Genomic DNA, 24,972 nt, shown 5'->3' with positions numbered 1-24,972 from the left:
TTTCGTATGAGGTAATGGTTATACCTGTATGTCATTTAATAACAAATAGCTTCAAAAGCACGGGTAAAAACAGTGCTGAAGTTAATAAGACAGATAAAACAGGAAATAAATTTTGAACTCAAAATTAAATAAGAAACACACATGTCTAACAGCAGCTGCTCTAGCTGTATCACTTGGCTTAATGGGTAATTCTGCGATGGCAGCAGGCGAAGGCTTGGTAAAAGTTAAAGAAAAGCCTCAAACCCTAAAACAAGCACTAGGTAATCGATTGACTGTCGACCGTGTTTTTACCGCGGAACAAGAGCGTTACATCATCAAGTTCAAAGATGAGATGACCAGTGAAACGGTTGAAGTAAGTGCATTAACAGGTAAAGGTCAAATCTCAAATGCCAAATCAAAAGGTAAAAAGCCTTTCGACATCGCATCTGCAAAATCTGAAGTAAGAAAAGCAGGTGGTGCAATTAAGAAAGAGCTTAAGAAGCATAAAATGGTAGCGGCTACAATGAGTAAGTCTGCGCTGAATAAGCTTCGCAAAAACCCTAATGTGGAAAGTATTGAAGTGGATGTTCGACGTAAGCCTATGGCGCAGACCACGCCTTACGGCTACACCATGGTTCAAGCTAATCAGTTTGCTCAGTCAGATACTACGGCTCGCAAAGTATGTATCATTGATACAGGTTACAATCTGGGTCACCCCGATCTGCCTGGAACAAACGACGGTGTTACGGGCCAAGCTAACAACAGTGCAGTAGGTAACTGGTATAACGATGGTAACGGTCATGGTACCCACGTAGCGGGCACCATTGCAGCATACGATAACAACGAAGGCGTAGTTGGTGTATATCCAGGTGTAGATATGCATATTGTGAAAATCTTCAATGACAACGGCCAGTGGACATACGCGTCTGACCTAATCGATGCGATTAGTCAGTGTCAGGACGCGGGTTCGAATGTTGTTAACATGAGCTTAGGTGGCGGCAGTTCTTCAACCACCGAACGAAATGCAATGCAAAGCTTCACAGATGCCGGCATGTTATTGGTCGCTGCTGCAGGTAACGATGGTAACAGCGCGAAGTCTTACCCAGCTTCATATGATGCGGTAATGTCTGTTGCTGCGGTAGACTCAAACGAAAATCGTGCCAGCTACAGCCAATACAACGATCAGGTTGAAATTGCCGCGCCGGGCAGTGCAGTACAGTCTACCTATCCGACCAATACTTATGCTTCACTAAGCGGTACATCTATGGCTACGCCGCACGTGGCTGGTGGCGCGGCACTAGTATGGAGTTACTTCCCGCAGTGTTCGAATAACCAAATTCGTAGTGCACTTAACGCAACGGCTGAAGATAAAGGTAGTGCGGGTCGCGATAACTTCTATGGCTACGGCTTAATGCAGCTTGCTGATGCGTATAACTATCTAAACACCAATGGCTGTGACGGAAGCGGCACGGGTGACGGCGGCGGCTCTGAGCCTGGCGTAGAACCCGTATCAGGTCAGCTAACCGGCCTTTCAGGCACTCGCAGAAGCTGGGATCGCTACACCTGGACTATCCCAGAAGGTGTAACGCAAATGACAATTCGTACCTCGGGTGGTTCAGGCGATGCCGATCTTTACGTGAAGTTTGGCTCGCAGCCGGAAACGAATAGCTACGATTGTCGCCCTTACCAAAATGGTAATAGTGAAGTGTGTACATTTGATGCACCAGCATCAGGTACATGGCATATTGGCATTCGCGCATACTCATCATACAGCGGTGTAACCTTATCATACTCGTATGAGTAAATAGTCTGACCTTCCTTAAACACCTTTAAAGCCTGCTTTTCAGCAGGCTTTTTTTGTACCTGTTACCCCAACAACCTTTCACTCACACATTTTGTGTTGCGTCTTTGGAACAAGGATTCAATACAGTGATTTGTCAGTTTTTATAAAGAAAGGTCAGCTTTGCAAAGATGGTGTAAAGCTTTGAACCAAGCTCTTTTCAGACAGCCATATCGCTGTATTGTGCGTGCCAAGATAAGCACTCTTTACATGTGCCTATTAGCGTAACGCAGGCTTAAACCAATAAAGAACAACTTCAAAGGACATTCAATTTATGCAATTGACCTCTCACTCTTTGCGCAGTGGAACTTGGTTCCGTGCAGTGGCTGTAGGGCTTGTGGCGCTGCTAGGGCTTACCGCTTGTGGTGGCTCAGACAGCAGTAGCTCAGATTACTCTTATGCCTACATACAGTTTTATAATGCTTCACCTAATGGCGCGAATGTTGAAATGCGAGAGGTGGATGGAGATAGCTTTGGGTCTGCTCAATTTGGTGATGCTACGTCGATGTATTCAATGGATGCAGACGAGTATGAGTTGGAGTTCATTCGTACCGATTCAGACGATCAAGAAGTTTATATTGACGAAATTACGGTAAGTTTAAAGACAGGTTATAAAACCATTGTGGTTATGAGTGGTGACTTCAGTAACCCAACTTTTACTACTTATTCTTATGAACGCGAATCCCTTGAGGATCACTTTCGTTTATTCGCGTTATCAGTTGCTATAGATGACTCATCATACGATTTTTACATGAGCGAATCTGGTGACCCGTTTGAAGCGGCTAATTTCTTAGGCACAGTAACGACTGGCGACATGATTGAGTTTGACTACTGGGATGCTGATGACGACAGTGAATACTTCGATGAAGGTGAATACACTATTTACCTTACCGAACCTGGTAGTGACGAAGTCGTATTTGAATCGCAAACCCTCGATTTTGTGTACGAAACTGAGTATTTAATGACGCTTCGTGACGTAAGTGGTGCAATTCAAGAAGGGCTTGTGGTCGACACAGTATTGAACTCTTCAACAGTAACTGCGCTTACTGACGTAGAAGCCGACTCACAATATCGTATTTATAATTCAACCAACTTAGATGCAGAGTTGCAGGTAACATTTGGTGGCAACACTGACGAGGAAGACGTGAGCTTCACGCTTGCCGCAGGTGAATTATCTGAATTTAGCACCATTCGCTATGGTGACTATCGCGTTACGGTTACCGATCCTTCAGGTACAGTTACATCACTTAGCAATAAGCTGATTACCCTTAACCAGGGTGAGAGTAAAGCTATACTTATTTACAACACCGATAACAAGTTAGGTGCAGCGACGTTTGTAGAAAGCGGATTGCCTCAGGCTTATGATAAAACAGTTAACTTTATTAACTTAGTAAGTGATTTCGATGACGTTGATTTCTATTTAGTAAGAAACGACGAAACCATTGATACCGCAGAGTACGACGTACAAAACTTAGAGTTTGCAGAAAGCACAAGTGAAGTATTGCCTTCAGACTACTATGAAGTGATAGCGGTATACGAAGATAGCAACGAAGAACAAGTACTTCTAGATAGAACAGCATTGTTTGGATTTACTGAAGAAGAGAACTACATTGTTACTGTTGAACCAGCAGATACAGCAACTGGATATGAAATTAACGTGCTTTATTAATCGTTTAGTATATTTATTATACTAATTGATAAGGTGAAAAACTTTCATCTCTTGAAATATCTCATAAGTTTAAAAGGTCAATGTTAAAACATTGGCCTTTTTTATTTGCAGTTTAGGAGGGCGAAAATCCTCATGAGTATTATTCAAGATCTTCAATTAATATCTAATGACAGGGTCATGTCCTTAGATGAAAAGTTAGCGAATTTATTGCGTATTGGTACAGAAGCGCTTCGTTTAGAAACAGGGATTGTGAGTAATATTCAAGGCGAACGGTACCGCGTGAGAAGTGTCGTCACATTTGACGATAACATACCAAAAGGCGCTGAATTTTCCCTTCACGATACGTACTGTGCCGATGTGGCAAGTGAAGACTCTGTGATTGCCTACCATAACATCGATGTTCAACCAGGTGCTTCACATCCCTGCTTCGAGAAGTACACGCTAAAAAGCTACCTCGCTTCCCCTATCCATGTCTTTGGTGAGTTCTATGGTACGGTAAACTTTTCCTCGCTATCTCCAAGAAATGAACCGTTCAACGAGCTAGAAATGGATTACCTACTATTGTTAGCCACTTGGATTGGTAACGAACTTGAACGGCAGCAGTCAATTAGTAATTTGAATGCACAAAAAGTCATGTTTGAAGAGCGAAACTCTCTGCTAAACCAAGTAACAAATTTGGCTGGTGTGGGTACATGGGAGTTAGATGTAGAAAGTGGCGCAGTTATCTGGTCGGGCGCACTAAAGCGTATGTTCCACGTTCATAGTGATCGTGTTCTGCACGCCGAAGATATACTGAAATTTATTGCTCACGATGAGCATCGCAAAAGGTACGCAGAACAGTTTGAGAAGATGACGAAAACAGGAAGTGATTTCTGTTACGAAGTAGAGATTCGAACTGATGCAGGTGAAACGAGGTGGATTGAAAGTAGAGCCCATCCAATAATGCAAAACGGAAGGTGTGTAAAAGTAGTGGGCGCTACCGTTGATATTACGCAAATGCATATCGATAAAGCAGTGCTTCAGCACAAAAGTGATTTAGCGCAAAACGCTCTGAAAGCTAGAGGTGAGTTTTTGGCAAATATGAGCCAACAAATACGCACCCCTATTCATGGCGTTCAGGGAATGTTAGAAGCGTTAATGGGGACTTCGCTAAATCCGAAGCAATTGGAGTTAGCCTCCCTTGCTACGCAAAGCGCAGACACCCTTCTCGACATCGTGAACGACATATTAGACTTTTCAAAAATTGACGCAGGTGAACTGGTATTCGAAGACGCGTCAACCAGCTTTGCAGAAGTGATTGAAGAACAAATACCTATGTTTACAAGGCTTGCAGAGGAAAAAGGGGTTGCATTCAGCGTAAGTACTGCCGCGCTTCAAGGCCAACATTTTATGGCCGACAAGCTACGGCTTGGGCAAGTTCTCATTAACCTCCTCAACAATGCATTTAAGTTTACCAAAGAAGGCGAGGTAACCGTTGATACTAAATGTGTGCGTTACGGTAAGGGACGCTATCGGGTAAAACTAATTGTCACTGACACTGGAATGGGTATTAGTGCGCAGCAGCAGAAATTTATATTCACGCCCTTTATGCATGTAGAGAGTGCGCCGGCTGAAAACACTACGCAGCATCGTTTTGAAGGAACAGGATTAGGGTTACCAATCGTTAAACAAATAGTTGAACACTACAACGGTAAAATAGAAGTGAGCAGTGAGTTGGGCATTGGTGCCCGCTTTACCGTTACGCTCACATTAGATGATGCCAATGTGGGCGCAGAAGAAGAAAAAGCAGTAGACCAGAATACTATCTACATGCCGAGTAAAGCCGAGTTGAGCGCGTTGAAGGCGCTTATTGTCGAAGATAACGAAATCAATCAACTCGTAATTAAAGAGCAGTTAAAAGAAATAGGCCTTGTTAGTGATTTAGCGGTAAACGGCCAAGAGGCCGTAGAAAAAGTTAAGCGCTCGATGGCGGAAAAATCGCCTTACGCGTTAATACTCATGGATTGCCATATGCCTGTAATGGATGGACTAGAGGCAACTAAACAAATCAGGTTATTAGATCAACAATCTGCTGAAATCCCTATTATCGCCCTAACAGCTAATGTAGTAACAAAAGAAAAAGAAAAGTGCTTGAATTCTGGAATGAACGACTTCATATCAAAACCTGTTGGTGTAAGTCGTTTAAAAGAATGTGTTTTTAGGCATTTGAGTAAGCAGTTAAAAAACAACGTTTCAGCGCTAAAAGATCCTGCTTGATAACCTATGACGTGGTTATCAGCCCCGGCTTTTAGTCGGGGCTTTTTTATTGCGCACATAGTTTAAAAATAATTCAATTTACCGCTATCACTTCTAAATCTTTTCTGTTATTATTTCGCGCCCTTTTTATGGGGGTATGTACATAAAAGCAACGACATCCAGTTGTTTTTAGCAGCACTAACGACTCGGGAGAGTCTTAATTTTAAGAGCGGAGCACTAACATGATCCAAATGCAAACTAACCTGGACGTTGCAGACAACAGCGGCGCTCGCAGGGTTCAGTGTATTAAGGTTCTTGGTGGCTCGCATCGCCGTTATGCAGGTATCGGTGACATCATCAAAGTTACTGTTAAGGAAGCAATTCCTCGCGGTAAAGTTAAAAAAGGTGACGTACTGAATGCAGTGGTGGTGCGTACTAGAAAAGGCGTTCGTCGTGCAGATGGTTCTACCATTCGTTTTGACGGTAACGCGGCTGTTATGCTTAATGCTAACAAGCAACCAATTGGTACGCGTATCTTTGGCCCGGTTACCCGTGAGTTGAGAAGTGAAAACTTCATGAAAATCATCTCATTGGCCCCAGAGGTACTATAAGGAGTCACGATAATGGCTAATAAAATTCGTCGTGATGATGAAGTAGTCGTATTAGCGGGTAAAGACAAAGGCAAACAAGGCAAAGTCCTTAAAGTGCTTATTGCTGATAACCGTGTAATTGTAGAAGGCGTTAATCTCGTTAAGAAGCACACTAAGCCAAACCCACAATTGGGCGTAGCTGGTGGCATCGTTGAGAAAGAAGCTTCTATTCACGTTTCTAATGTTGCGATTGTTAACCCGGCAACGGGCAAAGCAGATCGCGTTGGTTTCCGTTTCGAAGATGAGAAGAAAGTACGTTTCTTCAAGTCTAACGGCGAACTTGTTTAATTATATTGGAGAGTACGATGGCGAAACTGCATGATTTCTATAAAGAAACAGTAGTAGCTGAACTTGCTAAGCAGTTCGGATACAAAAGCGTCATGCAAGTCCCTCGGATTGAAAAAATCACTCTAAACATGGGTTTAGGTGAAGCAGTTGCTGACAAAAAGGTACTTGAGAATGCTCAAGCTGACATGACGGCTATCGCCGGTCAGAAGCCTGTTGTTACAGTTGCTAGAAAATCAGTAGCGGGTTTTAAAATCCGTGAAGGTTATCCGATTGGCTGTAAAGTAACCCTACGCGGCGAGCGTATGTGGGAATTCCTAGAGCGTTTGATTTCAATCGCTATTCCACGTGTTCGCGACTTCCGTGGTTTGAATCCTAAATCATTCGACGGACGTGGTAACTACAGCATGGGCGTGCGTGAGCAAATCATTTTCCCTGAAATCGATTTCGATAAAGTGGATAAGGTTCGCGGTATGGATATCACTATCACTACCAGTGCGAATACAAATGAAGAAGCACGTGCTCTGCTGGACGCGTTTAACTTCCCATTCAAAAAGTAGGGGTGTAGGGTTATGGCAAAAGAATCAATGAAGGCACGTGAAGCTAAGCGTACTAAGCTAGTAGCTAAGTATGCTGAAAAGCGCGCCGCACTTAAAGCGATTATCAGCGATGTTAACGCTTCTGAAGATGAGCGTTGGGACGCTGTTCTGAAGCTACAACAACTGCCACGTGACTCTAGTAAGTCTCGTCAACGTAACCGTTGCCGTGTTACTGGTCGTCCACATGGTTACCTACGCAAATTCGGTCTTAGCCGTATTAAGCTTCGCGAAGCAGCGATGCGCGGTGAAGTCCCTGGCCTTAAGAAAGCCAGCTGGTAAGGAGTAGCTGATAATGAGCATGCAAGATCCTATCGCGGATATGTTTACCCGCATCCGTAACGGCCAGATGGCACAGAAAGTTTCTGTAACTATGCCTTCTTCAAAACTTCGCGTTGCAATCTGTGAAGTATTGAAAGCTGAAGGTTATATTACTGACTTCGCTGCTTCTGGTGACGTTAAGCCTGTTTTAGAAGTTACGCTTAAGTACTTCGAAGGCAAGCAAGTAATTGACACTATCGAACGTGTAAGCCGTCCTGGTCTGCGCATCTATAAGAAAAAAGATGAGCTTCCAAAGGTTATGGGTGGTTTAGGCGTAGCTATCGTGTCGACTTCTAAAGGTGTGATGACTGACCGTGCAGCGCGTAACGCTGGCATGGGCGGTGAGATCATCGGTTATGTAGCATAACGGAGGAGTTGAAATGTCACGTATAGCAAAAGCCCCAGTAGACGTTGTATCAGGTGTAGAAGTTTCTATCTCTGGTCAAGAAGTTACTGTTAAAGGTAGTAAAGGCACTTTGACCCGCGTTTTCAACGACGCTGTAGAAGTTGCACAGGAAGAGAACCAACTTAAAGCACTTCCACGTGAAGGCTTTGTAGACGGTTGGGCACAGGCTGGTACTGCGCGCTCTATCCTTAACGCAATGGTTCAAGGTGTTTCACAAGGTTTCGAGAAAAAACTTCAGTTGTTAGGTGTTGGTTACCGTGCGCAAGCACAAGGTAACAAACTAAACCTTACACTAGGTTTCTCTCACCCTGTAGCATACGAAATGCCAGAAGGCATTACGGTTGAAACTCCTAGCCAAACTGAAATCGTCGTCAAAGGCGCCGATAAGCAGGTGGTTGGTCAGGTTGCGGCGAACATTCGTGGTTACCGTCCACCAGAGCCTTACAAAGGTAAAGGTGTACGTTACGCTGACGAACACGTACGTCGTAAAGAAGCTAAGAAAAAGTAGGTGGGTGATACGATGGATAAGAAAACAGCTCGCATTCGTCGCGCAACTCGCGCACGAGCAAAAATTCGTGAACTGGCCGCGCATCGCTTGGTAGTTAACCGTACACCTCGCCACATCTACGCTCAGCTAATCGCTCCATGCGGTTCTGAAGTGTTGGCAGCGGCTTCAACTGTTGAGAAAGATCTTGCGAAAGATCTTAAGTCTACAGGTAACGCTGAAGCAGCGACGGTAGTCGGTAAAGCAATCGCAGAGCGCGCGCTTGAGAAAGGCATTAAAACAGTGGCTTTCGATCGTAGTGGTTTCCAATACCACGGTCGCGTTAAAGCATTAGCTGATGCAGCTCGCGAAGCTGGTCTTCAGTTCTAGGAGTTTATAATGGCTAAACAAGACGTTCAAAATGGTGAATTTCTAGAGAAATTGATCGCCGTAAACCGCGTATCTAAAGTGGTTAAAGGTGGTCGTATCTTTAGTTTCACTGCATTGACAGTAGTGGGTGACGGTAACGGTCGCGTTGGTTTTGGTTACGGTAAGGCACGTGAAGTACCTGCTGCAATCCAAAAAGCAATGGAAAAGGCACGTCGCAACATGGTTGACGTAGACCTTAACGGTCACACGTTACAGCACCCGATTAAAGGTCGTCACTCTGGCTCTAAAGTTTACATGCAGCCAGCATCTGAAGGTACCGGTATTATTGCCGGTGGTGCGATGCGTGCAGTACTTGAAGTAGCTGGTGTACAAAACGTACTTTCAAAATGTTACGGCTCTACAAACCCAATCAACGTTGTACGTGCAACAATCAACGCGCTGACAGAAATGAACAGCCCGGCGAAAGTTGCTGCGAAGCGTGGATTGTCTGTAGAAGAAATTTTGGGGTAATCAGACATGGCAACGATTAAAGTAAAGCAAACTAAAAGTGCAATTGGCCGTCTGCCAAAGCACAAAGCTACGCTTAAAGGTTTAGGCCTTCGTAAAATCAACCATGTTCGTGAACTGGAAGATACCCCAGCCGTTCGTGGCATGATCAACCGTGTATATTACATGGTTGAGATAGTGGAGGAGTAAGACATGCGTTTAAATACAATTTCTCCAGCCGAAGGTTCAAAGCCTACTGGTAAGCGTTCTGGTCGTGGTATCGGCTCAGGTCTTGGTAAAACAGGTGGCGTAGGCCACAAAGGTCAAAAAAGCCGTTCAGGTGGCCGTGTTAAGCCAGGATTCGAAGGTGGTCAGATGCCTATCCAGCGTCGTCTTCCTAAGTTCGGTTTCACTTCACGCAAGAGCTTTGTTACTGATCAAGTAACTCTTGCTGAAATCGCGAAGGTTGATGGTGATACTGCGTCTCTTGAGACTTTAAAAGCAGCTGGTATCGTTAAGAAAGAAATCCAGTTCGTTAAAGTTGTTAAGAGCGGTGAAGTATCACGCGCTGTTACAGTAAGCGGGTTAAAGGTTACTAAAGGCGCTAAAGAAGCGATTGAAGCTGCTGGCGGTAAAGTAGAGGAATAAGCTAGATGGCTAAACCAGGATTGGATTCAGGCGCTAAAAGCGGCTTGAGTGAGCTTAAGGCAAGATTGTTGTTCGTACTTGGTGCGATTGTTGTATTCAGACTAGGTTCTTACGTTCCTATCCCTGGCATCGATCCAGCTGTACTTGCTGACTTGTTCGAGCAACAAAAAGGCACCATTGTAGAAATGTTTAACATGTTCTCTGGTGGTGCGCTTGAGCGTGCATCCGTTCTGGCTTTGGGCATTATGCCATACATTACTGCATCCATTATCATGCAGTTGCTCTCGGTGGTTCACCCACCGATGGTGGAGCTTAAAAAAGAAGGCGAAGCAGGCCGTCGTAAAATTAGTCAGTACACGCGTTATTTAACGCTTGTATTGGCTATCTTCCAATCAATTGGTATTTCGACTGGTTTGCCTAACCTGATTAATGGATTGGTGATAAACCCTGGCTTCGGATTCTACTTTACGGCAGTAGTGAGCCTAGTCACAGGAACTATGTTCCTTATGTGGTTGGGTGAGCAAATTACCGAACGAGGTATTGGTAACGGTATCTCTATATTGATTTTTGCTGGTATTGTTGCCGGTCTGCCAACAGCGATAGGTCAGACTGCGGAACAAGCAAGGCAGGGCGACATTAACTTGTTGTTCCTACTGTTGATTGGCGTGATTGTTATCGCTCTTACATACCTAGTTGTATTTGTAGAGCGCGGACAGCGCAGAATTGTGGTAAACTACGCAAAACGTCAGCAAGGCCGTCAGGTTTTTGCTGCGCAAAGCACCCATTTACCGCTAAAAGTCAACATTGCTGGTGTAATTCCACCAATCTTTGCTTCTAGCATTATTCTGTTCCCGGGTACCATCGCAGGATGGTTCGGACAGAATGAATCAACAGCGTGGTTGCAAGATGTAGCGCTTATGCTATCTCCTGGTCAACCGCTGTACGTGATGTTATACGCAGCTGCGATTATCTTCTTCTGCTTCTTCTACACGGCGTTGGTATTTAACCCGCGTGATACTGCAGATAACTTGAAGAAGTCTGGCGCGTTCATCCCAGGCATCCGCCCGGGTGAGCAAACGTCACGATACATTGACAAGGTAATGACTCGCCTTACACTGGCTGGCGCACTGTACATAACCTTTATTTGTTTAGTGCCTGAATTCATGCTAATCGCTTGGAATGTGCCGTTCTACTTCGGTGGTACGTCGCTTCTAATTATTGTAGTGGTTATTATGGACTTTATGGCACAAGTACAGACACATTTGATGTCTAGTCAATATGAGTCTGTGCTGAAGAAAGCTAACCTTAAAGGCTACGGCCGATAAGTTAGCCCCTTAATATTGATAGAAAGGGGAAAGATGTAATGAAAGTTCGTGCATCAGTAAAAAAGATTTGCCGTAACTGTAAAGTTATCAAGCGCAACGGTGTTGTGCGTGTAATTTGCAGTTCTGACCCAAAGCATAAGCAGCGTCAGGGCTAATCTAAGCGGAACAAGATATTCGCAAAGCTAAGTAAGCAGAACCTAGATAGTACTTGTCTGGTTCTGCTAGTTTTGTTTTAAAGTATTTTGAACCTTAATTTGCAATTTAGTCGACGGGTAAGTATCCTATCGGGCTTTTTAGGTCGTCGACAAATAAACAAGAGGAGTGCTGTTAATGGCCCGTATCGCTGGCATTAACATTCCTGAGCACAAGCATGCTGTAATCGCTATCCAAGCGATCTATGGCGTTGGTCCCACACGTGCGAAAAGCATTTGTGCGGGTGCTGGTGTTGCAGAAAATACAAAAATCAAAGAGCTAGACGAAGCTACTATTGATAAGCTTCGTGACGAAGTGGCTAAATTCACCGTTGAAGGTGACCTACGCCGTGAAGTCTCTATGAGCATCAAACGTTTGATGGACCTGGGTTGCTTCCGTGGTATTCGCCACCGTCGTAGCTTGCCTCTACGTGGTCAGCGCACTAAAACTAATGCGCGTACCCGTAAAGGTCCTCGTAAGCCAATTAAGAAGTAAACGGGGAGTAAGTTATGGCTAAAGCACCAGCTCGTAGCACGCGTAAGCGCGCTAAACGTCAGGTTGCAGACGGTATGGCTCATATCCATGCGTCTTTCAACAACACAATTGTGACTATTACAGACCGTTCAGGCAATGCACTAGCATGGGCGACATCTGGTGGTTCAGGTTTCCGTGGTTCACGTAAATCTACCCCATTTGCTGCACAGGTAGCTGCTGAGCGTGCAGGTGTTGCTGCACAAGAATACGGTCTTAAGAACCTTGAAGTTTTCGTTAAAGGTCCAGGTCCAGGCCGTGAGTCTGCGATCCGTGCTCTTAACGCTACAGGTTATAAGATCACAAACATTACCGATGTGACCCCTATTCCTCACAACGGTTGTCGTCCACCGAAAAAACGTCGCGTTTAATCGACGGACAGTTGGAGAAAGATCATGGCAAGATATTTGGGTCCAAAACTCAAACTTAGCCGTCGCGAAGGAACAGACCTGTTCCTAAAAAGCGGCGTTCGCGCAATCGATTCTAAATGTAAAATCGATACAGCGCCTGGTCAGCACGGTGCCCGTCGTGGCCGTCTGTCTGACTACGGTGTTCAGCTGCGTGAAAAACAAAAAGTTCGTCGTATGTACGGCGTTCTGGAAAAGCAATTCCGCAACTACTATAAAGAAGCTGCACGTCTAAAAGGCAACACAGGTGAAAACTTGCTACAGCTTTTAGAACAGCGTCTTGATAACGTAGTTTACCGTATGGGTTTCGCTAGCACTCGTGCAGAAGCACGTCAGCTAGTTAGCCACAAGGCGATCATGGTAAATGGTCAAGTTGTGAACATCCCATCGTTTAACGTTTCTGCCGAAGACGTGGTTTCTGTTCGTGAAAAGGCTAAGAAGCAAGCGCGTATCGTTGCTGCTTTGGAACTGGCTGACCAACGTGAGAAGCCAACCTGGATTGAAGTAGACAGCAGCAAAATGGAAGGCACTTTCAAGCGCGTTCCTGAAAGAACTGACCTGTCTGCGGAAATTAACGAACAGTTGATCGTCGAACTTTACTCTAAGTAAAGCTAACTAAAGAGGAAGCATTGTGGGTTCTGTGACTGAATTCCTAAAACCGAGATTAGTTGAGATCGAAAACGTTTCTCCTACTCGTGCCAAAGTAACTTTGGAACCACTAGAGCGCGGCTTTGGCCATACTCTAGGTAACGCCCTACGTCGTATTTTACTGTCATCTATGCCAGGATGTGCAGTTACCGAGGTAGAAATTGACGGCGTTCTTCACGAGTACAGCACCAAAGAAGGTGTTCAGGAAGACGTAATTGAAATCTTGCTAAATCTTAAAGGTTTAGCGGTTCGCCTTGAAGGTAAAACTGAGGCAACCCTAACTCTAGTGAAATCTGGCGCTGGCCCTGTTGTTGCTGGTGATATTCAGCATGATGGCGACGTAGAAATTACAAACCCTGACCACGTTATTTGTACTTTAACTGGCGAAGCTGAAATCAGCATGCGCATTAAAGTAGAAATGGGTCGCGGTTATGTACCAGCTTCTACCCGTCGCTCCTCTGAAGAAGATGATCGTCCAATTGGTCGTTTGTTAGTAGACGCTTCATACAGCCCAGTTGAACGTATTGCTTACAGTGTAGAGTCTGCTCGTGTTGAACAACGCACAGACCTAGACAAACTAATCATCGACATGGAGACGAACGGTACTTTGGATCCTGAAGAAGCGATCCGCCGTTCTGCTACTATCCTAGCTGAACAGCTAGATGCATTCGTAGACCTACGTGATGTGTCTGAGCCAGAAGCGAAAGAAGAGAAGCCAGAATTCGATCCGATTCTGCTTCGTCCAGTAGATGACCTAGAGCTGACAGTACGTTCTGCAAACTGTTTGAAAGCAGAAGCTATCCAGTACATTGGTGACCTGGTACAGCGCACTGAGGTTGAGCTACTTAAAACGCCAAACCTTGGTAAGAAATCGCTAACTGAAATCAAAGATGTTCTAGCATCTCGTGGTCTTTCTCTAGGTATGCGCCTAGAAAACTGGCCGCCAGAGAGCATCGCTGAAAAAGATTAATCAGGTTTTTATCAAACTGATTTGTAGAGAAGGATAAAACTATGCGCCATCGTAAGAGTGGTCGTCAGTTGAATCGCAACAGCAGCCATCGTCAAGCTATGTTCAAAAACATGGCCGGTTCTTTGGTCAAGCACGAAGTGATCAAAACTACGTTACCAAAAGCGAAAGAATTACGTCGCGTAATCGAGCCTCTAATCACTATGGCTAAAGAAGACAGCGTTGCAAACCGCCGTCTAGCTTTCGCCCGCACTGGTGACAAAGAGGTTGTAGGTAAACTATTCAACGAGCTTGGTCCTCGTTACGAAGCTCGTCCAGGCGGCTACACTCGCATTCTTAAATGCGGTTTCCGTGCTGGCGACAATGCCCCAATGGCATATGTTGAGCTAGTTGACCGTCCAGTTGTAGAAGCTGAAGAAGAAGCAGTAGAAGCAACTGAAGAGTAATTAATACTCGATTAGAAAAAGGGGCCTGAGTGAAAATTCAGGCCCCTTTTTTTTTGTGCATGACTAATGGCTTCGGAAACGTTGCGTTTGGGCCCAGGCACGTACACTAAGACTAAAAAGACCATTTAACTATTACTCTGTTCTAATAGTTCTCGGCCAGTTCTGAATAGCGCTTACAAGCCGCTGTTTCCTCATCAGAGTTTAGTAATGCATCGCAGCCTTGATTGGCCATTGAATTAAGGCATTCAGTGGCGGGCTCAATAAGTTCATGCTCGTCGCCTAAATCAGCAATGCTCATATATTGGCCACATATCTCTTCTACCATATTCAACATCATGGCTTTCATTTCAGGTGGAAACTCGTCATTAGCACTCATCTCTTGCCCAACACACATTTTACTCTTATCACATAATTTAGTGGCCGCATTGTTTAACGCCGCGCTATCAGCAAAAACACAAATCGAATATCCAGTTAAAGCTAGGGCCAGAATAATTCCCTTCTTATTCACCATAAGGTGAGTCTCCATAGTATTAATTAGGTTGTATTAAATTTGTACGGCTATGTCACATTACCGAATCTATATTTAAAGTCTAGGGGTGAGAGGGCTGTTTTAGGTAAGTGCCGACAGCTATTTAGAATAAAGTTAGGTTATCGTTCTAATCGTGCATGAGTTTTATTGGCGTGCATATTGCTGAAACATATGTATTAACTATGCCAACTTAATTTAACTAAAATGAAAGCGTAAAAGGAACTAGCGTGCTATCGGTTACAGGAAATTACCAATCTTTAGGTCTTTCAACTTTACAAAATACTGCGCTATCAACGCGTTTAGAGCGTTTAAGTTCAGGTCTAAGAATAAACAGCGCTGCTGACGACAGTGCTGGTCTTCAGATCTCCAATAGGCTTGCCTCAGAGAAAAGAGCCTACACGCAACTGAACCGTAACTTGAATGACGGCATAAGCTATGCACAAATTGCAGAGGGTGGGCTGCAAGAATCTGCCGCTATACTGCAACGAATGCGGCAGCTGGCAATACAGTCGCAAAACGGAATTAATAGTGTAAGTGACCGTGCCGCATTAGATAAGGAATTCCAGCAACTAAAAAACGCACTAAATGGCATTGCCTACAATACCGATGCATTTAATCGTTTACCGCTAGTGGATGATAGCGATCTGCTTTCAGCTAACGTTCCATCTATAAGCGATACATTTACAAACGGCGTAAATCAAAGTATGACCAGCGGATTGCGCTCTATCGCTTATATTCCCGCAGGCTCTACGAACATACAGATTAACTTAAACGACAATGGTGCTAATGACGATATTCAAGTGTTTACTGTAGACGGTAAACACTTAGCAGGCACCCCTTTGTCTGCTGGCACATGGAATAGTAACGGCATTTCAAATAGTACTTCCATTGAAAGTACGTTCTTTTTACCAACCAATGGGTATGAGCCAACAGCGAGCTATGATGACAGCAATTTGCTAACCATAGGTTCAGCAACGATAGATGGAAATAGTATCTCATTCACCGGAGATCAAAACGCAAGTGGTAACCTTAATGAAACCCTTACTATCGCTAGTAATGCTCAGCCGTTAATCATTTCGGTTATTGGCTCTGGTGCCTTCAATGTAACTGCGTCGTGGACGTCGCTTGGAAACGAAGGCGGACCAACCTTCACACTGGGCCCGGTAGACATTACCGCGACAAACCAACTCGGTGTTGGCACCGATTTCATTGAACTCACTAAAACACCTGCGACGCTGACTGACCTCGGTTTAGATGGCACGTCGCTACAGAATGAAAGCGATGCAGAAAGCGCACTCGAGCGAATAGATAGCGCTTTACAGTCCGTAAGCGAAAGCCGAGCATTTTACGGCGCGAAAATTAATCAAATGGCATCAGCCATTAGAAACAACGCGATAGGCTTCGAAAATATAAGCCGCGCCCACTCACAAATAACGGACGCAGACTTCGCGTCAGAGACAGCACTACTTACTCAAGCACAAATAGTTGAACAGGCGAGTATATCTGTTCGTGCCCAGGCTAAGTCTAGCGATGAGCAGGTTTTGGGGTTGTTGAATGACACAGTTAATCAAAGTGCATGAAAAATGAGTTCTGTGTCTTGACTCTGGCTCCAACACTTGAATTGAGACTATCTTAATCTATGTGCCATAAACCTAAATAACCATGCTTTAAGCCACTATTGTTTCAACTGTAGCTCAATACAACTTTGCCATTTAATCGTAATACAAACCTTTGTATACTAACCAGCGAATATATTAATAACAGGACGTGGGCACAGAACTCACACATCAAGGATATTACAAATGAAACCAGTAGTATTAGCTGGCGGCTCAGGTAGTCGCTTATGGCCGAAATCGCGTGCAGCGCTTCCAAAGCAGTTTTTGTCGCTTACCTCAGACAACACCATGCTGCAAGACACGATCACACGCTTAAAAGGTACGCCAGCACAAAACCCTATTTTTATTTGTAATGACGCACATAGATTTCTTGTAGCTGAGCAGCTTCGTCAAAAAGACATTCAGCATGGCGGCATTCTTCTAGAGCCTGTTGGTCGCAATACAGCACCGGCAATCGCGTTAGCAGCATTGCATGCTACCATTAATGGTGAAGATCCAGTGCTTCTTGTACTAGCGGCAGACCATCTTATAAAAGACAATCAAGCGTTTCACAATGCTATTGCTAAAGCTGAAAAGCTAGCAGACCAGGGTAAACTTGTTACCTTTGGTATTGTGCCAGACCAGCCACACACAGGATATGGATATATTAAGGCGGGTGAGCAAACGGGCGAAGGTTTCGAAGTGGCTGAGTTTGTAGAAAAGCCCGCATTAGAGACTGCAAAAGAATATGTAGATTCTGGCAGTTACTATTGGAATAGCGGCATGTTTATGTTCAAAGCAAGCCGTTATCTAGAAGAGTTAGAAAAGTATAATCCTGAGATGTTAGAGGTGTGTAAGCGTGCTATTGACACAGAAACACCAGATTTAGATTTCATTCGTGTAGATCACGACATTTTTGCGACATGCCCCGACGATTCAATTGACTATGCGGTAATGGAAAAGACGGATAGCGCAGCTATGGTTCCTTTGGATGCAGGTTGGAGTGACGTGGGCAGCTGGTCTTCATTGTGGGAAACTGCAGAGAAAGACGAAAACGGCAACGCTACTGTAGGCGATACTATCCTAGAAAACACAAAGAACAGTTATGTGAATGCTGAGCAGCGTTTGGTTTCTGTAATTGGTTTAGAAGACGTTATCGTAGTAGAAACGAAAGATGCCGTTATGGTGGCTCACAAAGATGATGCACAAAGCATTAAAGCCGTAGTGAATAAGCTAAAAGCAGAACGTCGTCCCGAGTTTGAATTCCATCGTGAAGTATTCCGTCCATGGGGAAGCTACGACTCTATCGACAGCGGCGCCCGTTTCCAGGTAAAACGCATTACCGTTAAGCCTGGTGAAAAACTATCTGTTCAAATGCATCATCATCGCGCCGAACACTGGATTGTAGTATCGGGCAGTGCAAACGTAACCATCAATGAAGAAACACAGCTAGTTACCGAAAATGAATCGGTTTACATTCCCATTGGTGCAGTTCATGCGTTAGAAAACCCTGGAAAGATCCCTCTAGAGCTTATTGAAGTTCAGTCGGGTGCATATCTTGGAGAAGACGATATTGTGCGTTTTTCTGATAGATATGGGCGCGTTGCAAAATAATTCAGAATAAGACTTTGAAAAAGCACCGTAAGGTGCTTTTTTCTTATCCAGGGCACTCTCTAAAAGTTAAAATGACGAATATCCTATGTTGCCACTATTTGAAATAGGTTATTATTAGCGGTAATAGCTGGTTTGCATGCTCAGTAGCTGAACCATGCAATATTAAGGAAAGCAGTTTAGCATTGCATAGGAATAGGGTGTTTACGCATTTTGTTATCAAAAGTACTAAAGCCATCTAATCTCAAACGATTAGCATATCGGCTAGCCAAAAAGTTAATCATTGTCCCTCACCACCAGTTGACTGAAACCACGTCTGAAAGTAATGGCTCAAGCTGGGTGACAACCGGTGATGACCCACAGTTTATTATTCATCCTGCTCGCCGAATACCTTCACGAAACTTTTCAAAAGGCTGGTATCTTCTTCGTGTAAAAATCACTGAAGCAAACCATCAGTCGCATATTGGAAAGCTGTACTCCAACTTACAGAAAGGCGAGCTAGCCACCGTTGACGTACCTTGGCACAGCACCAAATACGTGAACCGCCTTTTCTATCTTGAAAGTAACAATAGCATGCTTCGCTTTGACCCCTGTGAAGCGGAAACCGAGTTCACCATGAATACTTTCATGATTTCGAAGGTGCCCTCTTTCATTGCGATGCGACATATGAAACAGCGATTGTATAAGCTGCTCAGCCACTTGGATAATGTGGAAGAATACCTTGATACTAACGTTAAGCTAAACGGCGGAAAGTTAATAGAGACAGTATACGAAGAGTATAATAAAACATTTTCCACCGGCGCTATGGAAAAAAGCTATCCGTTCTGGGTAGAGTTCGACGAGGCGCGTGCATTAGAGAAAATGAAGCAAACTTTCACTCAAGCGCAATCTGAAGTGAAATTTTCTATTATCCTTCCTACTTACAATACTGACCCTATTTATTTAAAAGAGTGTATCGATTCTGTTTTGCAGCAAACTCACAAAAATTGGGAACTATGTATTGCCGACGATGCGTCGACCAACGCCGAAACTATCAATACATTAAAATCATACGCACAAAAGCACGCCAATATAAAACTGAACTTGCTGAGCGAAAACGGACATATATCCAAAGCAAGTAACGCCGCTTTGAACATGGTAACTAACGATTACGTTTTACTGCTTGACCATGACGATACGTTGCCTGCTCACACGCTATCCTTCTTTGCCAAAGCTATAACAGATAACACAAAGGCGAAAGTACTTTATGGGGACGAAGATAAAATAGATGAACAGGGCAATCGCCATCAGCCGCACTTTAAATCTGGTTGGAACCCTGATTTACTATTAAGCCAAAACTACATATGTCACCCGGTAGTGTACAAAACAAGTGTGCTTAAAAAGATAGGTGGATTTAGGGTTGGTGTGGAAGGTTCGCAAGATCACGATTTACTATTGCGAGCGACTGCCGGCCTTAATGATGATGAAGTTGTACATTTACCTTTCATTCTTTACCACTGGCGTGTTATTGAGAACTCAACAGCCTCGAATGCTTCAGCTAAGTCTTATACGACCGATGCGGGCATTAAAGCTATAAAGGACTTTCTTGACCAATCAGGCCAGAATGCTTCAGTCGAGAAAGGTAAGTACCCAAATACGTATAAAGTTAATTGGGCGCTGCCAGATGAGCAACCACTCGTTAGCTTGGTCATTCCTACAAGGGATGGTTATGACATTTTAAAGCAGTGTCTAGAGTCTATTTACGACAAGACGTCATACAAGAACTTCGAAATTATTGTTGTAGATAACCAAACGACCTGTAACAAAACATTGGGCCTCTTCAGTGAGTACACTAGTACCAAAACTAATTTCAGAGTCTTGAAATGGGACAAGCCGTTTAACTATTCTGCGATTAATAACTTTGCAGTTTCGCAAGCCAAAGGTGAAGTAGTTGGTTTAGTTAACAACGATATTGAAGTTATAAACAAAGAATGGCTATCAGAAATGGTTTCTCATGCCTTAAGGCCTGAAATCGGCTGTGTAGGTGCGAAGCTTTACTATCCTAATGACACTATTCAACACGCTGGTGTAATACTTGGCATTGGTGGGGTTGCCGGTCACTCTCACAAGTACTTTCATAAGAGCGAGCCTGGTTATTTTACGCGCCTTCATCTTGTCCAAAATATGTCTGCAGTTACAGCAGCATGCTTACTAGTCCGTAAGTCTGTGTTTGAAGAAGTTGGCGGATTAAACGAGCAAGACTTAACAGTGGCCTTTAATGATGTGGATTTTTGCTTAAAAGTTCATACCGCAGGTTACCGAAACTTATTCACACCATGGGCCGAGCTTTATCATCATGAATCAATAAGTCGCGGTGAAGAAGATACGCCGGAGAAGGTGGCGCGATTTAACAAAGAAAGTGAGTACATGAAAGAAAAGTGGAAAAAGCTATTGTGTAATGACACAGCTTATAACCCTAATCTATCCAACACACATGAAAACTTTTCGCTGCGTTAGTCGCTGAACAACTAGAAGTATTATGAACAACTTTCCTCTATTTTTTATCCATATCCCTAAAACCGCTGGTTCGAGCTTTCGTGTGGCGGCGGAACAATATTTTGGTTCGGAAGCTACTTATTTTGACTACGGTAATGGTTCAAAAGAAACTCATCCTGATATTTTAAAGTTCGAATACGAGTCTAAAGATAGGTATCTGGCGGCAAAGAGTATAAAGAAAAATGCAAAATTTTTGTCAGGACATGTCATTTACCCCAAATACGCTCCCTTTTTTCCTGCAAAGAGCGTAGTAACATTTGTCCGTGATCCTGCTCAGCAAGTTCGTTCACACTATGAGCATTTTTCAAGACTTCATGGTTATAATGGTAGTTTCGAAGACTTTATAAAGGAAAACCGCTTTGCCAATATGCAGTCTAAAGCATTAAATGGCATTTGGACTGATGCTATCGGATTTATTGGTATTACAGAGCGCTATAATGAGTCTATAGCCCTGTTTAATAAATACTATGGAACTGATATTAAAGTACTAGATATAAACAAAAACACAGCCAAAGCATCCGGTACTTATACTTTCACAGAACGTGAAACTTCACTTATCAAAAAAATGAACGCGAAAGACTATGCGCTTTACGATTATGCGCTAATTCGATTTGAGCTACACAAAGAACTTTTAGAAAAAGAACTTCCTTTAGTTCGATTTGGACAGATGAATATTTTGCCGAAAGATAAAGGGAAGCAACTTAACATATGGGCGTGTTGCTACGAGCAAGAAGAAGCATTAGAAGCCGATATCATAGTCGACGGCCAAGTTGTCGAACATGTCAAGTTATCTGACTATCGGGCTCTGGCCTCAGAGAGAAATATTCATCGCGAAGGGTATATAGGGAAGTCTTACAAATATCCAGATACTTTTAGAGAAGGCCAGGCAGTTAAAGTTGTAGAAAAGCAAACGCAGATAGTGATTTTTGAAGATGTTGTTAGCTAAAAAGCAAACTTCCGAAACTGTTAGGCCTATTGAAATAGTCTCAAAATGAAAAAGAAATTACAGCAAAAACACCTTCAAAATCGGGCCGTTGCAACTAAGCAACAAGTGCAGCGTTACGTTAAAGCCATACGTAATAAGGTAACTGGCCAGAACCAGCCTCAGAGCCTTGTAAAAACGAACAGGTTTTGCTTAACAAATATAGAATTAGCCTTTGCCCAACGGGAAATAGAAAAGGGAAATAAAAAGTTAGAGAAGCTTATTGGCTTTAAAAGTAATGAATTAAATAGCGACAGAGAAGTAAGAGTTTCGCTAGATGCTGCCAAGGCGTTAATTGCGAATAGTTTGCCTTCTACAGATATAACCACATTAGTTACTTTTATACTGAATCATGCAGACTTCCCAGTTAGTCAATTCATAATGAATGAAGACCTCTCTCCTGAGGTTTTTAGAGATTTAGCGATACTTTTTAGAAAGGTTAGCAAAAGTACGAGCTTTTATTTGATTGCAAGGGCCAAGATGATTCGGCCTAATGGTCCTATAATCTCTAACCTTTTTAATTCGATAGCAGATGAATACATAGCTACTTTAAATGTAGGCATTGGGGTTATCACATACAATAGAAAAGACCATTTAGCAAAAACTGTCGAAGCCATCAAAGCCTTCACAACAGGTGATTATCAACTTGTTGTTGCTGACGACGGCAGTAAAGACGATACAGTAGAGTGGTGTAAACAGAATAACGTACCTCATACTTATTGTGCGAATAAAGGCGTTGTTCGAAACAAAAACAGGGCTTTGTATTATCTCAACGAAGTCAAAAAAGTTGATGTTTTAATTTTGCTAGAGGACGACTGTCGGCCGAATAAAGAAAACTGGCAAAAAGAGTGGGTGATTGCTGCGCTTTTATGGGGTCACATTAATTATGCGCATAAGCGAATAATCAAAAAAGAAGATGCAGTGGTTTCTGGTACTGGATCGAGTACTTTACCGTATCTTTGCAGGTTGGTAACAGGGCAATGCACAGCTTGTAGCAAGGATGCAATGGATAATATAGGTTACTTGGATCCAAGGTTTAGTGGCTATGGTGCCGGACATGTCGAGTGGACTGAGAGGTTCATCCGGCAGGGGTACAACGGCAGCACGGAAAAACACTGGGTGTACCCTGCAATCAACACTGGCTTAAATTCTGATGACGCACCAACTTTCAAAAATCCCGAGCAGTTAGAAAAAAACAGAGCGCTGAAGAAAAAAATAAGCAAAGATGCTCACAAGCGTGAACCTTGGGTAAATACTGATGAAGAAAATGAGTTTCTTGAAGAAATAGAATCTATTAAAGATCAATAAAACAGCGAATTATTTGTAACTACTATTTTTATTATTGACGCTAGATAATTCGCCAATCAATAATACAAGAATACTGGTGAGGTGTTATACGCCGAATTTGGAATTAAAGTATGGATGCTGTAACGTTGCGTGGCTTGTTTTTTTTAGTTTTATTATGTGTAGTTTCATGTGGCGGCGACTCCCAATCGTCCCCACCAACGGTGTCTGAACAGGAGCAATTAAGTCGCTCTTATTCAATAACTTTACCACAAGAGATTGTTTCTGATGACACAATCATCTTAACTGTAAACGCCTCTAATAACAGCAATCCGCAAAAGGTTACTGTAGAGTCGTGGAGTACATCATTGGAAGCTTCGCTAAATATAGTGAATACCAGTGAAGGCAAGTTCAGTTTTATTGCACCCCAAGTACGTAAGCGCACATCATTTAGTATTACAGCAAACCTAGTAAATGAAGCCGGAACGAAATTTAATGTCAGCGCGCAGTCTTTAATACTTCCTTCCAAGCCAAATCTAATTGTCATTTTCACTGACGACCAAGGATATGCTGATATCGGTGCCCATAACATTGTTAACGACATCAACACGCCTAATATAGACAAGCTAGCGGCCAATGGGGTGCTATTTTCTAACGGCTACATAACTGCCCCTCAGTGCACACCCTCGCGAGCGGGAATGGTTACTGGTGTTTATCAACAACGATTTGGAGTAGATGACAACCGATATACACCAATACCTGAAAATGTGGTCACCATGGGAGACCGTTATTCTGACCTTGGTTATACAACAGGAATGGTTGGCAAGTGGCACCTTGAAATAGATCAAAATTCAAAGCCATGGTTTAAAGAAAACTTCCCTGATACACCCATAAGTGAGTTTAACCCAGGAAGGTTATCTTCATCGCTAAAGGAGCGATATTACCCGTCATCAAAAGGTTATAAATACAACTATTTCGGTTACGCAAACCGTTACTGGGCTAACTATGACCTTAAGGGCAATCAAACCCAGTTGGGCTGGATAAGTAATTCTGACTACAGGTTAGATGTTGTTTCAGACGCAGCGACGCAATTTATAGATATAAACCACGATGAGCCGTTTTATCTTCATGTTGCTCATTACGCACCACATGTACCTTTAGAGGCAACGGAAGATTACTTATCACTGTTCCCTGAGCAGTCATCTAATCGGCGTAGATACGCGTTGGCAATGATGTACGCAGTAGATGCAGGTGTAGGCAGCATAGTATCTAAGCTTGAAGAATATGGAATACTGGAAAACACTATTATCGCTTTTATCAGTGACAATGGTGCTCCAATAGGACTCGACTTTACTGATGCTCCCATAACAGAAAAAGAGGCTTGGAACGGTTCATTGAATGCGCCTTTGCTGGGTGAGAAAGGTATGTTGACTGATGGGGGAATAAAAGTGCCCTTTATCGTCCATTGGCCCGAAAAGCTTCAAAGCAATACCGTTATAGATGAGCCTGTTATTAGCTTAGATGTGCTGTACTCTGCTATTAAACGTGCAGGTGCTTCTGAAACTGTTTTATCAGAACTCGACGGTGTTGATATTTTTCCAACTCAAGGTTTTGACAAGAGCGCTCTTATGAATCGCCCGCTTTTTTGGCGTTTTTGGAATCAGTCAGCAGTACGTCTTGGAAACTATAAGTACCTTAAAATGGGCGCAGAGCACGAGTTTTTATTTGATATGGCTTCAGACGAGGCAGTTTCCAGAAATTTAATTTCAGACATGCCAGACAAAGCAGAAGAACTCAAAAGTTTGTACGAGGCTTGGAATGTAGAGATGTATAGGCAGCCCCAACAAAACGCACTTAACTCTCAGGAGCGGGAGTGGTTGTCCTTTTATTTAACGCCTTAACGCTTTACCTTGGTGGGAGACTCGAATCGC

At 43.4% G+C, this 24,972-nt stretch carries 27 protein-coding genes; 26 read left to right on the top strand and 1 reads right to left on the bottom strand.

Annotated features, from left to right (window positions below):
* Positions 1 to 112: 112 nt before the first annotated feature.
* From E5672_RS17195 to rplQ, 20 genes are all read left to right on the top strand, one after another.
* Complete coding sequence (locus tag E5672_RS17195; RefSeq protein ID WP_136783358.1) at positions 113 to 1,783, top strand: S8 family serine peptidase; 1,671 nt, start codon at positions 113 to 115, stop codon at positions 1,781 to 1,783.
* Positions 1,784 to 2,093: 310 nt separating this feature from the next.
* A complete protein-coding gene (locus tag E5672_RS17190; RefSeq protein ID WP_136783357.1) occupies positions 2,094 to 3,488 on the top strand; it encodes a DUF4397 domain-containing protein in 1,395 nt (464 codons plus the stop codon).
* A gap of 132 nt (positions 3,489 to 3,620) precedes the next feature.
* Positions 3,621 to 5,744: a hybrid sensor histidine kinase/response regulator gene (locus E5672_RS17185; protein ID WP_136783356.1), complete on the top strand. Its 2,124-nt coding sequence runs from the start codon at positions 3,621 to 3,623 to the stop codon at positions 5,742 to 5,744.
* 221 nt (positions 5,745 to 5,965) lie between these two features.
* Positions 5,966 to 6,334 (top strand): 50S ribosomal protein L14, encoded by a 369-nt coding sequence (gene rplN / locus E5672_RS17180; protein WP_012519228.1) that lies wholly within the window; start codon positions 5,966 to 5,968, stop codon positions 6,332 to 6,334.
* Positions 6,335 to 6,346: 12 nt separating this feature from the next.
* Complete coding sequence (rplX, locus tag E5672_RS17175) at positions 6,347 to 6,661, top strand: 50S ribosomal protein L24 (protein ID WP_014950912.1); 315 nt, start codon at positions 6,347 to 6,349, stop codon at positions 6,659 to 6,661.
* A gap of 17 nt (positions 6,662 to 6,678) precedes the next feature.
* Positions 6,679 to 7,218, top strand: a complete 540-nt coding sequence (rplE, locus tag E5672_RS17170; protein ID WP_014950911.1) for a 50S ribosomal protein L5 — start codon at positions 6,679 to 6,681, stop codon at positions 7,216 to 7,218.
* 12 nt (positions 7,219 to 7,230) lie between these two features.
* Positions 7,231 to 7,536: a 30S ribosomal protein S14 gene (rpsN, locus tag E5672_RS17165; RefSeq protein WP_014950910.1), complete on the top strand. Its 306-nt coding sequence runs from the start codon at positions 7,231 to 7,233 to the stop codon at positions 7,534 to 7,536.
* Between the two features lie 13 nt (positions 7,537 to 7,549).
* Complete coding sequence (gene rpsH / locus E5672_RS17160; RefSeq protein WP_012519224.1) at positions 7,550 to 7,942, top strand: 30S ribosomal protein S8; 393 nt, start codon at positions 7,550 to 7,552, stop codon at positions 7,940 to 7,942.
* 13 nt (positions 7,943 to 7,955) lie between these two features.
* Positions 7,956 to 8,489 (top strand): 50S ribosomal protein L6, encoded by a 534-nt coding sequence (gene rplF, locus E5672_RS17155; RefSeq protein WP_039217827.1) that lies wholly within the window; start codon positions 7,956 to 7,958, stop codon positions 8,487 to 8,489.
* Between the two features lie 12 nt (positions 8,490 to 8,501).
* Entirely contained in the window at positions 8,502 to 8,855 is a 354-nt protein-coding gene (gene rplR, locus E5672_RS17150; protein ID WP_014950908.1) for a 50S ribosomal protein L18, read from the top strand.
* A gap of 9 nt (positions 8,856 to 8,864) precedes the next feature.
* Positions 8,865 to 9,365, top strand: a complete 501-nt coding sequence (gene rpsE / locus E5672_RS17145) for a 30S ribosomal protein S5 (protein ID WP_012519221.1) — start codon at positions 8,865 to 8,867, stop codon at positions 9,363 to 9,365.
* A 6-nt stretch (positions 9,366 to 9,371) separates the two neighbouring features.
* Positions 9,372 to 9,551, top strand: coding sequence for a 50S ribosomal protein L30 (gene rpmD, locus E5672_RS17140; protein ID WP_014950907.1), 180 nt, complete (start codon positions 9,372 to 9,374; stop codon positions 9,549 to 9,551).
* Positions 9,552 to 9,554: 3 nt separating this feature from the next.
* On the top strand, positions 9,555 to 9,989 hold the full coding sequence (gene rplO / locus E5672_RS17135; protein WP_049586735.1) for a 50S ribosomal protein L15: 435 nt from the start codon (positions 9,555 to 9,557) through the stop codon (positions 9,987 to 9,989).
* Positions 9,990 to 9,994: 5 nt separating this feature from the next.
* The gene (secY, locus tag E5672_RS17130; RefSeq protein WP_014977524.1) at positions 9,995 to 11,314 is read left to right on the top strand and encodes a preprotein translocase subunit SecY; all 1,320 of its coding nucleotides are present in this window, start codon (positions 9,995 to 9,997) and stop codon (positions 11,312 to 11,314) included.
* Positions 11,315 to 11,352: 38 nt separating this feature from the next.
* Positions 11,353 to 11,469 carry a 50S ribosomal protein L36 gene (gene rpmJ / locus E5672_RS17125; RefSeq protein WP_012519217.1) on the top strand — a complete coding sequence of 39 codons (117 nt, stop codon included), beginning with the start codon at positions 11,353 to 11,355 and terminating at the stop codon, positions 11,467 to 11,469.
* Positions 11,470 to 11,644: 175 nt separating this feature from the next.
* Positions 11,645 to 12,001, top strand: coding sequence for a 30S ribosomal protein S13 (gene rpsM / locus E5672_RS17120; RefSeq protein WP_012519216.1), 357 nt, complete (start codon positions 11,645 to 11,647; stop codon positions 11,999 to 12,001).
* A gap of 14 nt (positions 12,002 to 12,015) precedes the next feature.
* Positions 12,016 to 12,408, top strand: coding sequence for a 30S ribosomal protein S11 (gene rpsK, locus E5672_RS17115; protein ID WP_012519215.1), 393 nt, complete (start codon positions 12,016 to 12,018; stop codon positions 12,406 to 12,408).
* Positions 12,409 to 12,432: 24 nt separating this feature from the next.
* Entirely contained in the window at positions 12,433 to 13,053 is a 621-nt protein-coding gene (gene rpsD, locus E5672_RS17110; protein WP_012519214.1) for a 30S ribosomal protein S4, read from the top strand.
* Positions 13,054 to 13,072: 19 nt separating this feature from the next.
* The gene (locus E5672_RS17105; protein WP_039226687.1) at positions 13,073 to 14,062 is read left to right on the top strand and encodes a DNA-directed RNA polymerase subunit alpha; all 990 of its coding nucleotides are present in this window, start codon (positions 13,073 to 13,075) and stop codon (positions 14,060 to 14,062) included.
* A gap of 41 nt (positions 14,063 to 14,103) precedes the next feature.
* Positions 14,104 to 14,505 carry a 50S ribosomal protein L17 gene (gene rplQ / locus E5672_RS17100; protein ID WP_012519212.1) on the top strand — a complete coding sequence of 134 codons (402 nt, stop codon included), beginning with the start codon at positions 14,104 to 14,106 and terminating at the stop codon, positions 14,503 to 14,505.
* 142 nt (positions 14,506 to 14,647) lie between these two features.
* On the opposite strand, the gene E5672_RS17095 is transcribed toward rplQ, so the two are convergent.
* Complete coding sequence (locus tag E5672_RS17095; protein ID WP_136783355.1) at positions 14,648 to 15,016, bottom strand: hypothetical protein; 369 nt, start codon at positions 15,014 to 15,016, stop codon at positions 14,648 to 14,650.
* A gap of 245 nt (positions 15,017 to 15,261) precedes the next feature.
* On the opposite strand from E5672_RS17095, the gene E5672_RS17090 reads away from it, so the two are divergent.
* The 6 genes from E5672_RS17090 to E5672_RS17065 all read left to right on the top strand — a co-directional run bounded on the left by E5672_RS17090 (position 15,262) and on the right by E5672_RS17065 (position 24,942).
* Positions 15,262 to 16,614, top strand: coding sequence for a flagellin N-terminal helical domain-containing protein (locus E5672_RS17090; protein WP_136783354.1), 1,353 nt, complete (start codon positions 15,262 to 15,264; stop codon positions 16,612 to 16,614).
* Between the two features lie 222 nt (positions 16,615 to 16,836).
* Positions 16,837 to 18,243, top strand: a complete 1,407-nt coding sequence (locus E5672_RS17085) for a mannose-1-phosphate guanylyltransferase/mannose-6-phosphate isomerase (RefSeq protein WP_136783353.1) — start codon at positions 16,837 to 16,839, stop codon at positions 18,241 to 18,243.
* 210 nt (positions 18,244 to 18,453) lie between these two features.
* Complete coding sequence (locus E5672_RS17080; RefSeq protein ID WP_136783352.1) at positions 18,454 to 20,736, top strand: glycosyltransferase family 2 protein; 2,283 nt, start codon at positions 18,454 to 18,456, stop codon at positions 20,734 to 20,736.
* Between the two features lie 22 nt (positions 20,737 to 20,758).
* Positions 20,759 to 21,721, top strand: a complete 963-nt coding sequence (locus E5672_RS17075) for a hypothetical protein (RefSeq protein WP_136783351.1) — start codon at positions 20,759 to 20,761, stop codon at positions 21,719 to 21,721.
* A gap of 45 nt (positions 21,722 to 21,766) precedes the next feature.
* Positions 21,767 to 23,065: a glycosyltransferase family 2 protein gene (locus E5672_RS17070; RefSeq protein ID WP_110289335.1), complete on the top strand. Its 1,299-nt coding sequence runs from the start codon at positions 21,767 to 21,769 to the stop codon at positions 23,063 to 23,065.
* A gap of 110 nt (positions 23,066 to 23,175) precedes the next feature.
* Positions 23,176 to 24,942 (top strand): sulfatase-like hydrolase/transferase, encoded by a 1,767-nt coding sequence (locus E5672_RS17065; protein WP_136783350.1) that lies wholly within the window; start codon positions 23,176 to 23,178, stop codon positions 24,940 to 24,942.
* Positions 24,943 to 24,972 lie beyond the last annotated feature (30 nt).

Source organism: Alteromonas portus (assembly GCF_005117025.1).
GTDB classification, from domain to species: domain Bacteria; phylum Pseudomonadota; class Gammaproteobacteria; order Enterobacterales; family Alteromonadaceae; genus Alteromonas; species Alteromonas portus.
This window is presented reverse-complemented; position numbering and strand designations above follow the sequence as displayed.

What these genes read in the sequence shown, in the direction of transcription:
- rplN (WP_012519228.1), top strand. Translation starts at nt 5,966, where the DNA reads ATGATCCAAATGCAAACTAACCTGGACGTTGCAGACAACAGCGGCGCT.
- E5672_RS17185 (WP_136783356.1), top strand. Translation starts at nt 3,621, where the DNA reads ATGAGTATTATTCAAGATCTTCAATTAATATCTAATGACAGGGTCATG.
- rplE (WP_014950911.1), top strand. Translation starts at nt 6,679, where the DNA reads ATGGCGAAACTGCATGATTTCTATAAAGAAACAGTAGTAGCTGAACTT.
- rpsD (WP_012519214.1), top strand. Translation starts at nt 12,433, where the DNA reads ATGGCAAGATATTTGGGTCCAAAACTCAAACTTAGCCGTCGCGAAGGA.
- E5672_RS17190 (WP_136783357.1), top strand. Translation starts at nt 2,094, where the DNA reads ATGCAATTGACCTCTCACTCTTTGCGCAGTGGAACTTGGTTCCGTGCA.
- rplQ (WP_012519212.1), top strand. Translation starts at nt 14,104, where the DNA reads ATGCGCCATCGTAAGAGTGGTCGTCAGTTGAATCGCAACAGCAGCCAT.
- rplF (WP_039217827.1), top strand. Translation starts at nt 7,956, where the DNA reads ATGTCACGTATAGCAAAAGCCCCAGTAGACGTTGTATCAGGTGTAGAA.
- E5672_RS17070 (WP_110289335.1), top strand. Translation starts at nt 21,767, where the DNA reads ATGAAAAAGAAATTACAGCAAAAACACCTTCAAAATCGGGCCGTTGCA.
- rplX (WP_014950912.1), top strand. Translation starts at nt 6,347, where the DNA reads ATGGCTAATAAAATTCGTCGTGATGATGAAGTAGTCGTATTAGCGGGT.
- E5672_RS17095 (WP_136783355.1), bottom strand. Translation starts at nt 15,016, where the DNA reads ATGGTGAATAAGAAGGGAATTATTCTGGCCCTAGCTTTAACTGGATAT.
- rplO (WP_049586735.1), top strand. Translation starts at nt 9,555, where the DNA reads ATGCGTTTAAATACAATTTCTCCAGCCGAAGGTTCAAAGCCTACTGGT.
- E5672_RS17075 (WP_136783351.1), top strand. Translation starts at nt 20,759, where the DNA reads ATGAACAACTTTCCTCTATTTTTTATCCATATCCCTAAAACCGCTGGT.
- rpsN (WP_014950910.1), top strand. Translation starts at nt 7,231, where the DNA reads ATGGCAAAAGAATCAATGAAGGCACGTGAAGCTAAGCGTACTAAGCTA.
- rpmJ (WP_012519217.1), top strand. Translation starts at nt 11,353, where the DNA reads ATGAAAGTTCGTGCATCAGTAAAAAAGATTTGCCGTAACTGTAAAGTT.
- E5672_RS17065 (WP_136783350.1), top strand. Translation starts at nt 23,176, where the DNA reads ATGGATGCTGTAACGTTGCGTGGCTTGTTTTTTTTAGTTTTATTATGT.
- rpsE (WP_012519221.1), top strand. Translation starts at nt 8,865, where the DNA reads ATGGCTAAACAAGACGTTCAAAATGGTGAATTTCTAGAGAAATTGATC.
- secY (WP_014977524.1), top strand. Translation starts at nt 9,995, where the DNA reads ATGGCTAAACCAGGATTGGATTCAGGCGCTAAAAGCGGCTTGAGTGAG.
- rpsK (WP_012519215.1), top strand. Translation starts at nt 12,016, where the DNA reads ATGGCTAAAGCACCAGCTCGTAGCACGCGTAAGCGCGCTAAACGTCAG.
- rpsM (WP_012519216.1), top strand. Translation starts at nt 11,645, where the DNA reads ATGGCCCGTATCGCTGGCATTAACATTCCTGAGCACAAGCATGCTGTA.
- rpmD (WP_014950907.1), top strand. Translation starts at nt 9,372, where the DNA reads ATGGCAACGATTAAAGTAAAGCAAACTAAAAGTGCAATTGGCCGTCTG.
- rplR (WP_014950908.1), top strand. Translation starts at nt 8,502, where the DNA reads ATGGATAAGAAAACAGCTCGCATTCGTCGCGCAACTCGCGCACGAGCA.
- rpsH (WP_012519224.1), top strand. Translation starts at nt 7,550, where the DNA reads ATGAGCATGCAAGATCCTATCGCGGATATGTTTACCCGCATCCGTAAC.
- E5672_RS17085 (WP_136783353.1), top strand. Translation starts at nt 16,837, where the DNA reads ATGAAACCAGTAGTATTAGCTGGCGGCTCAGGTAGTCGCTTATGGCCG.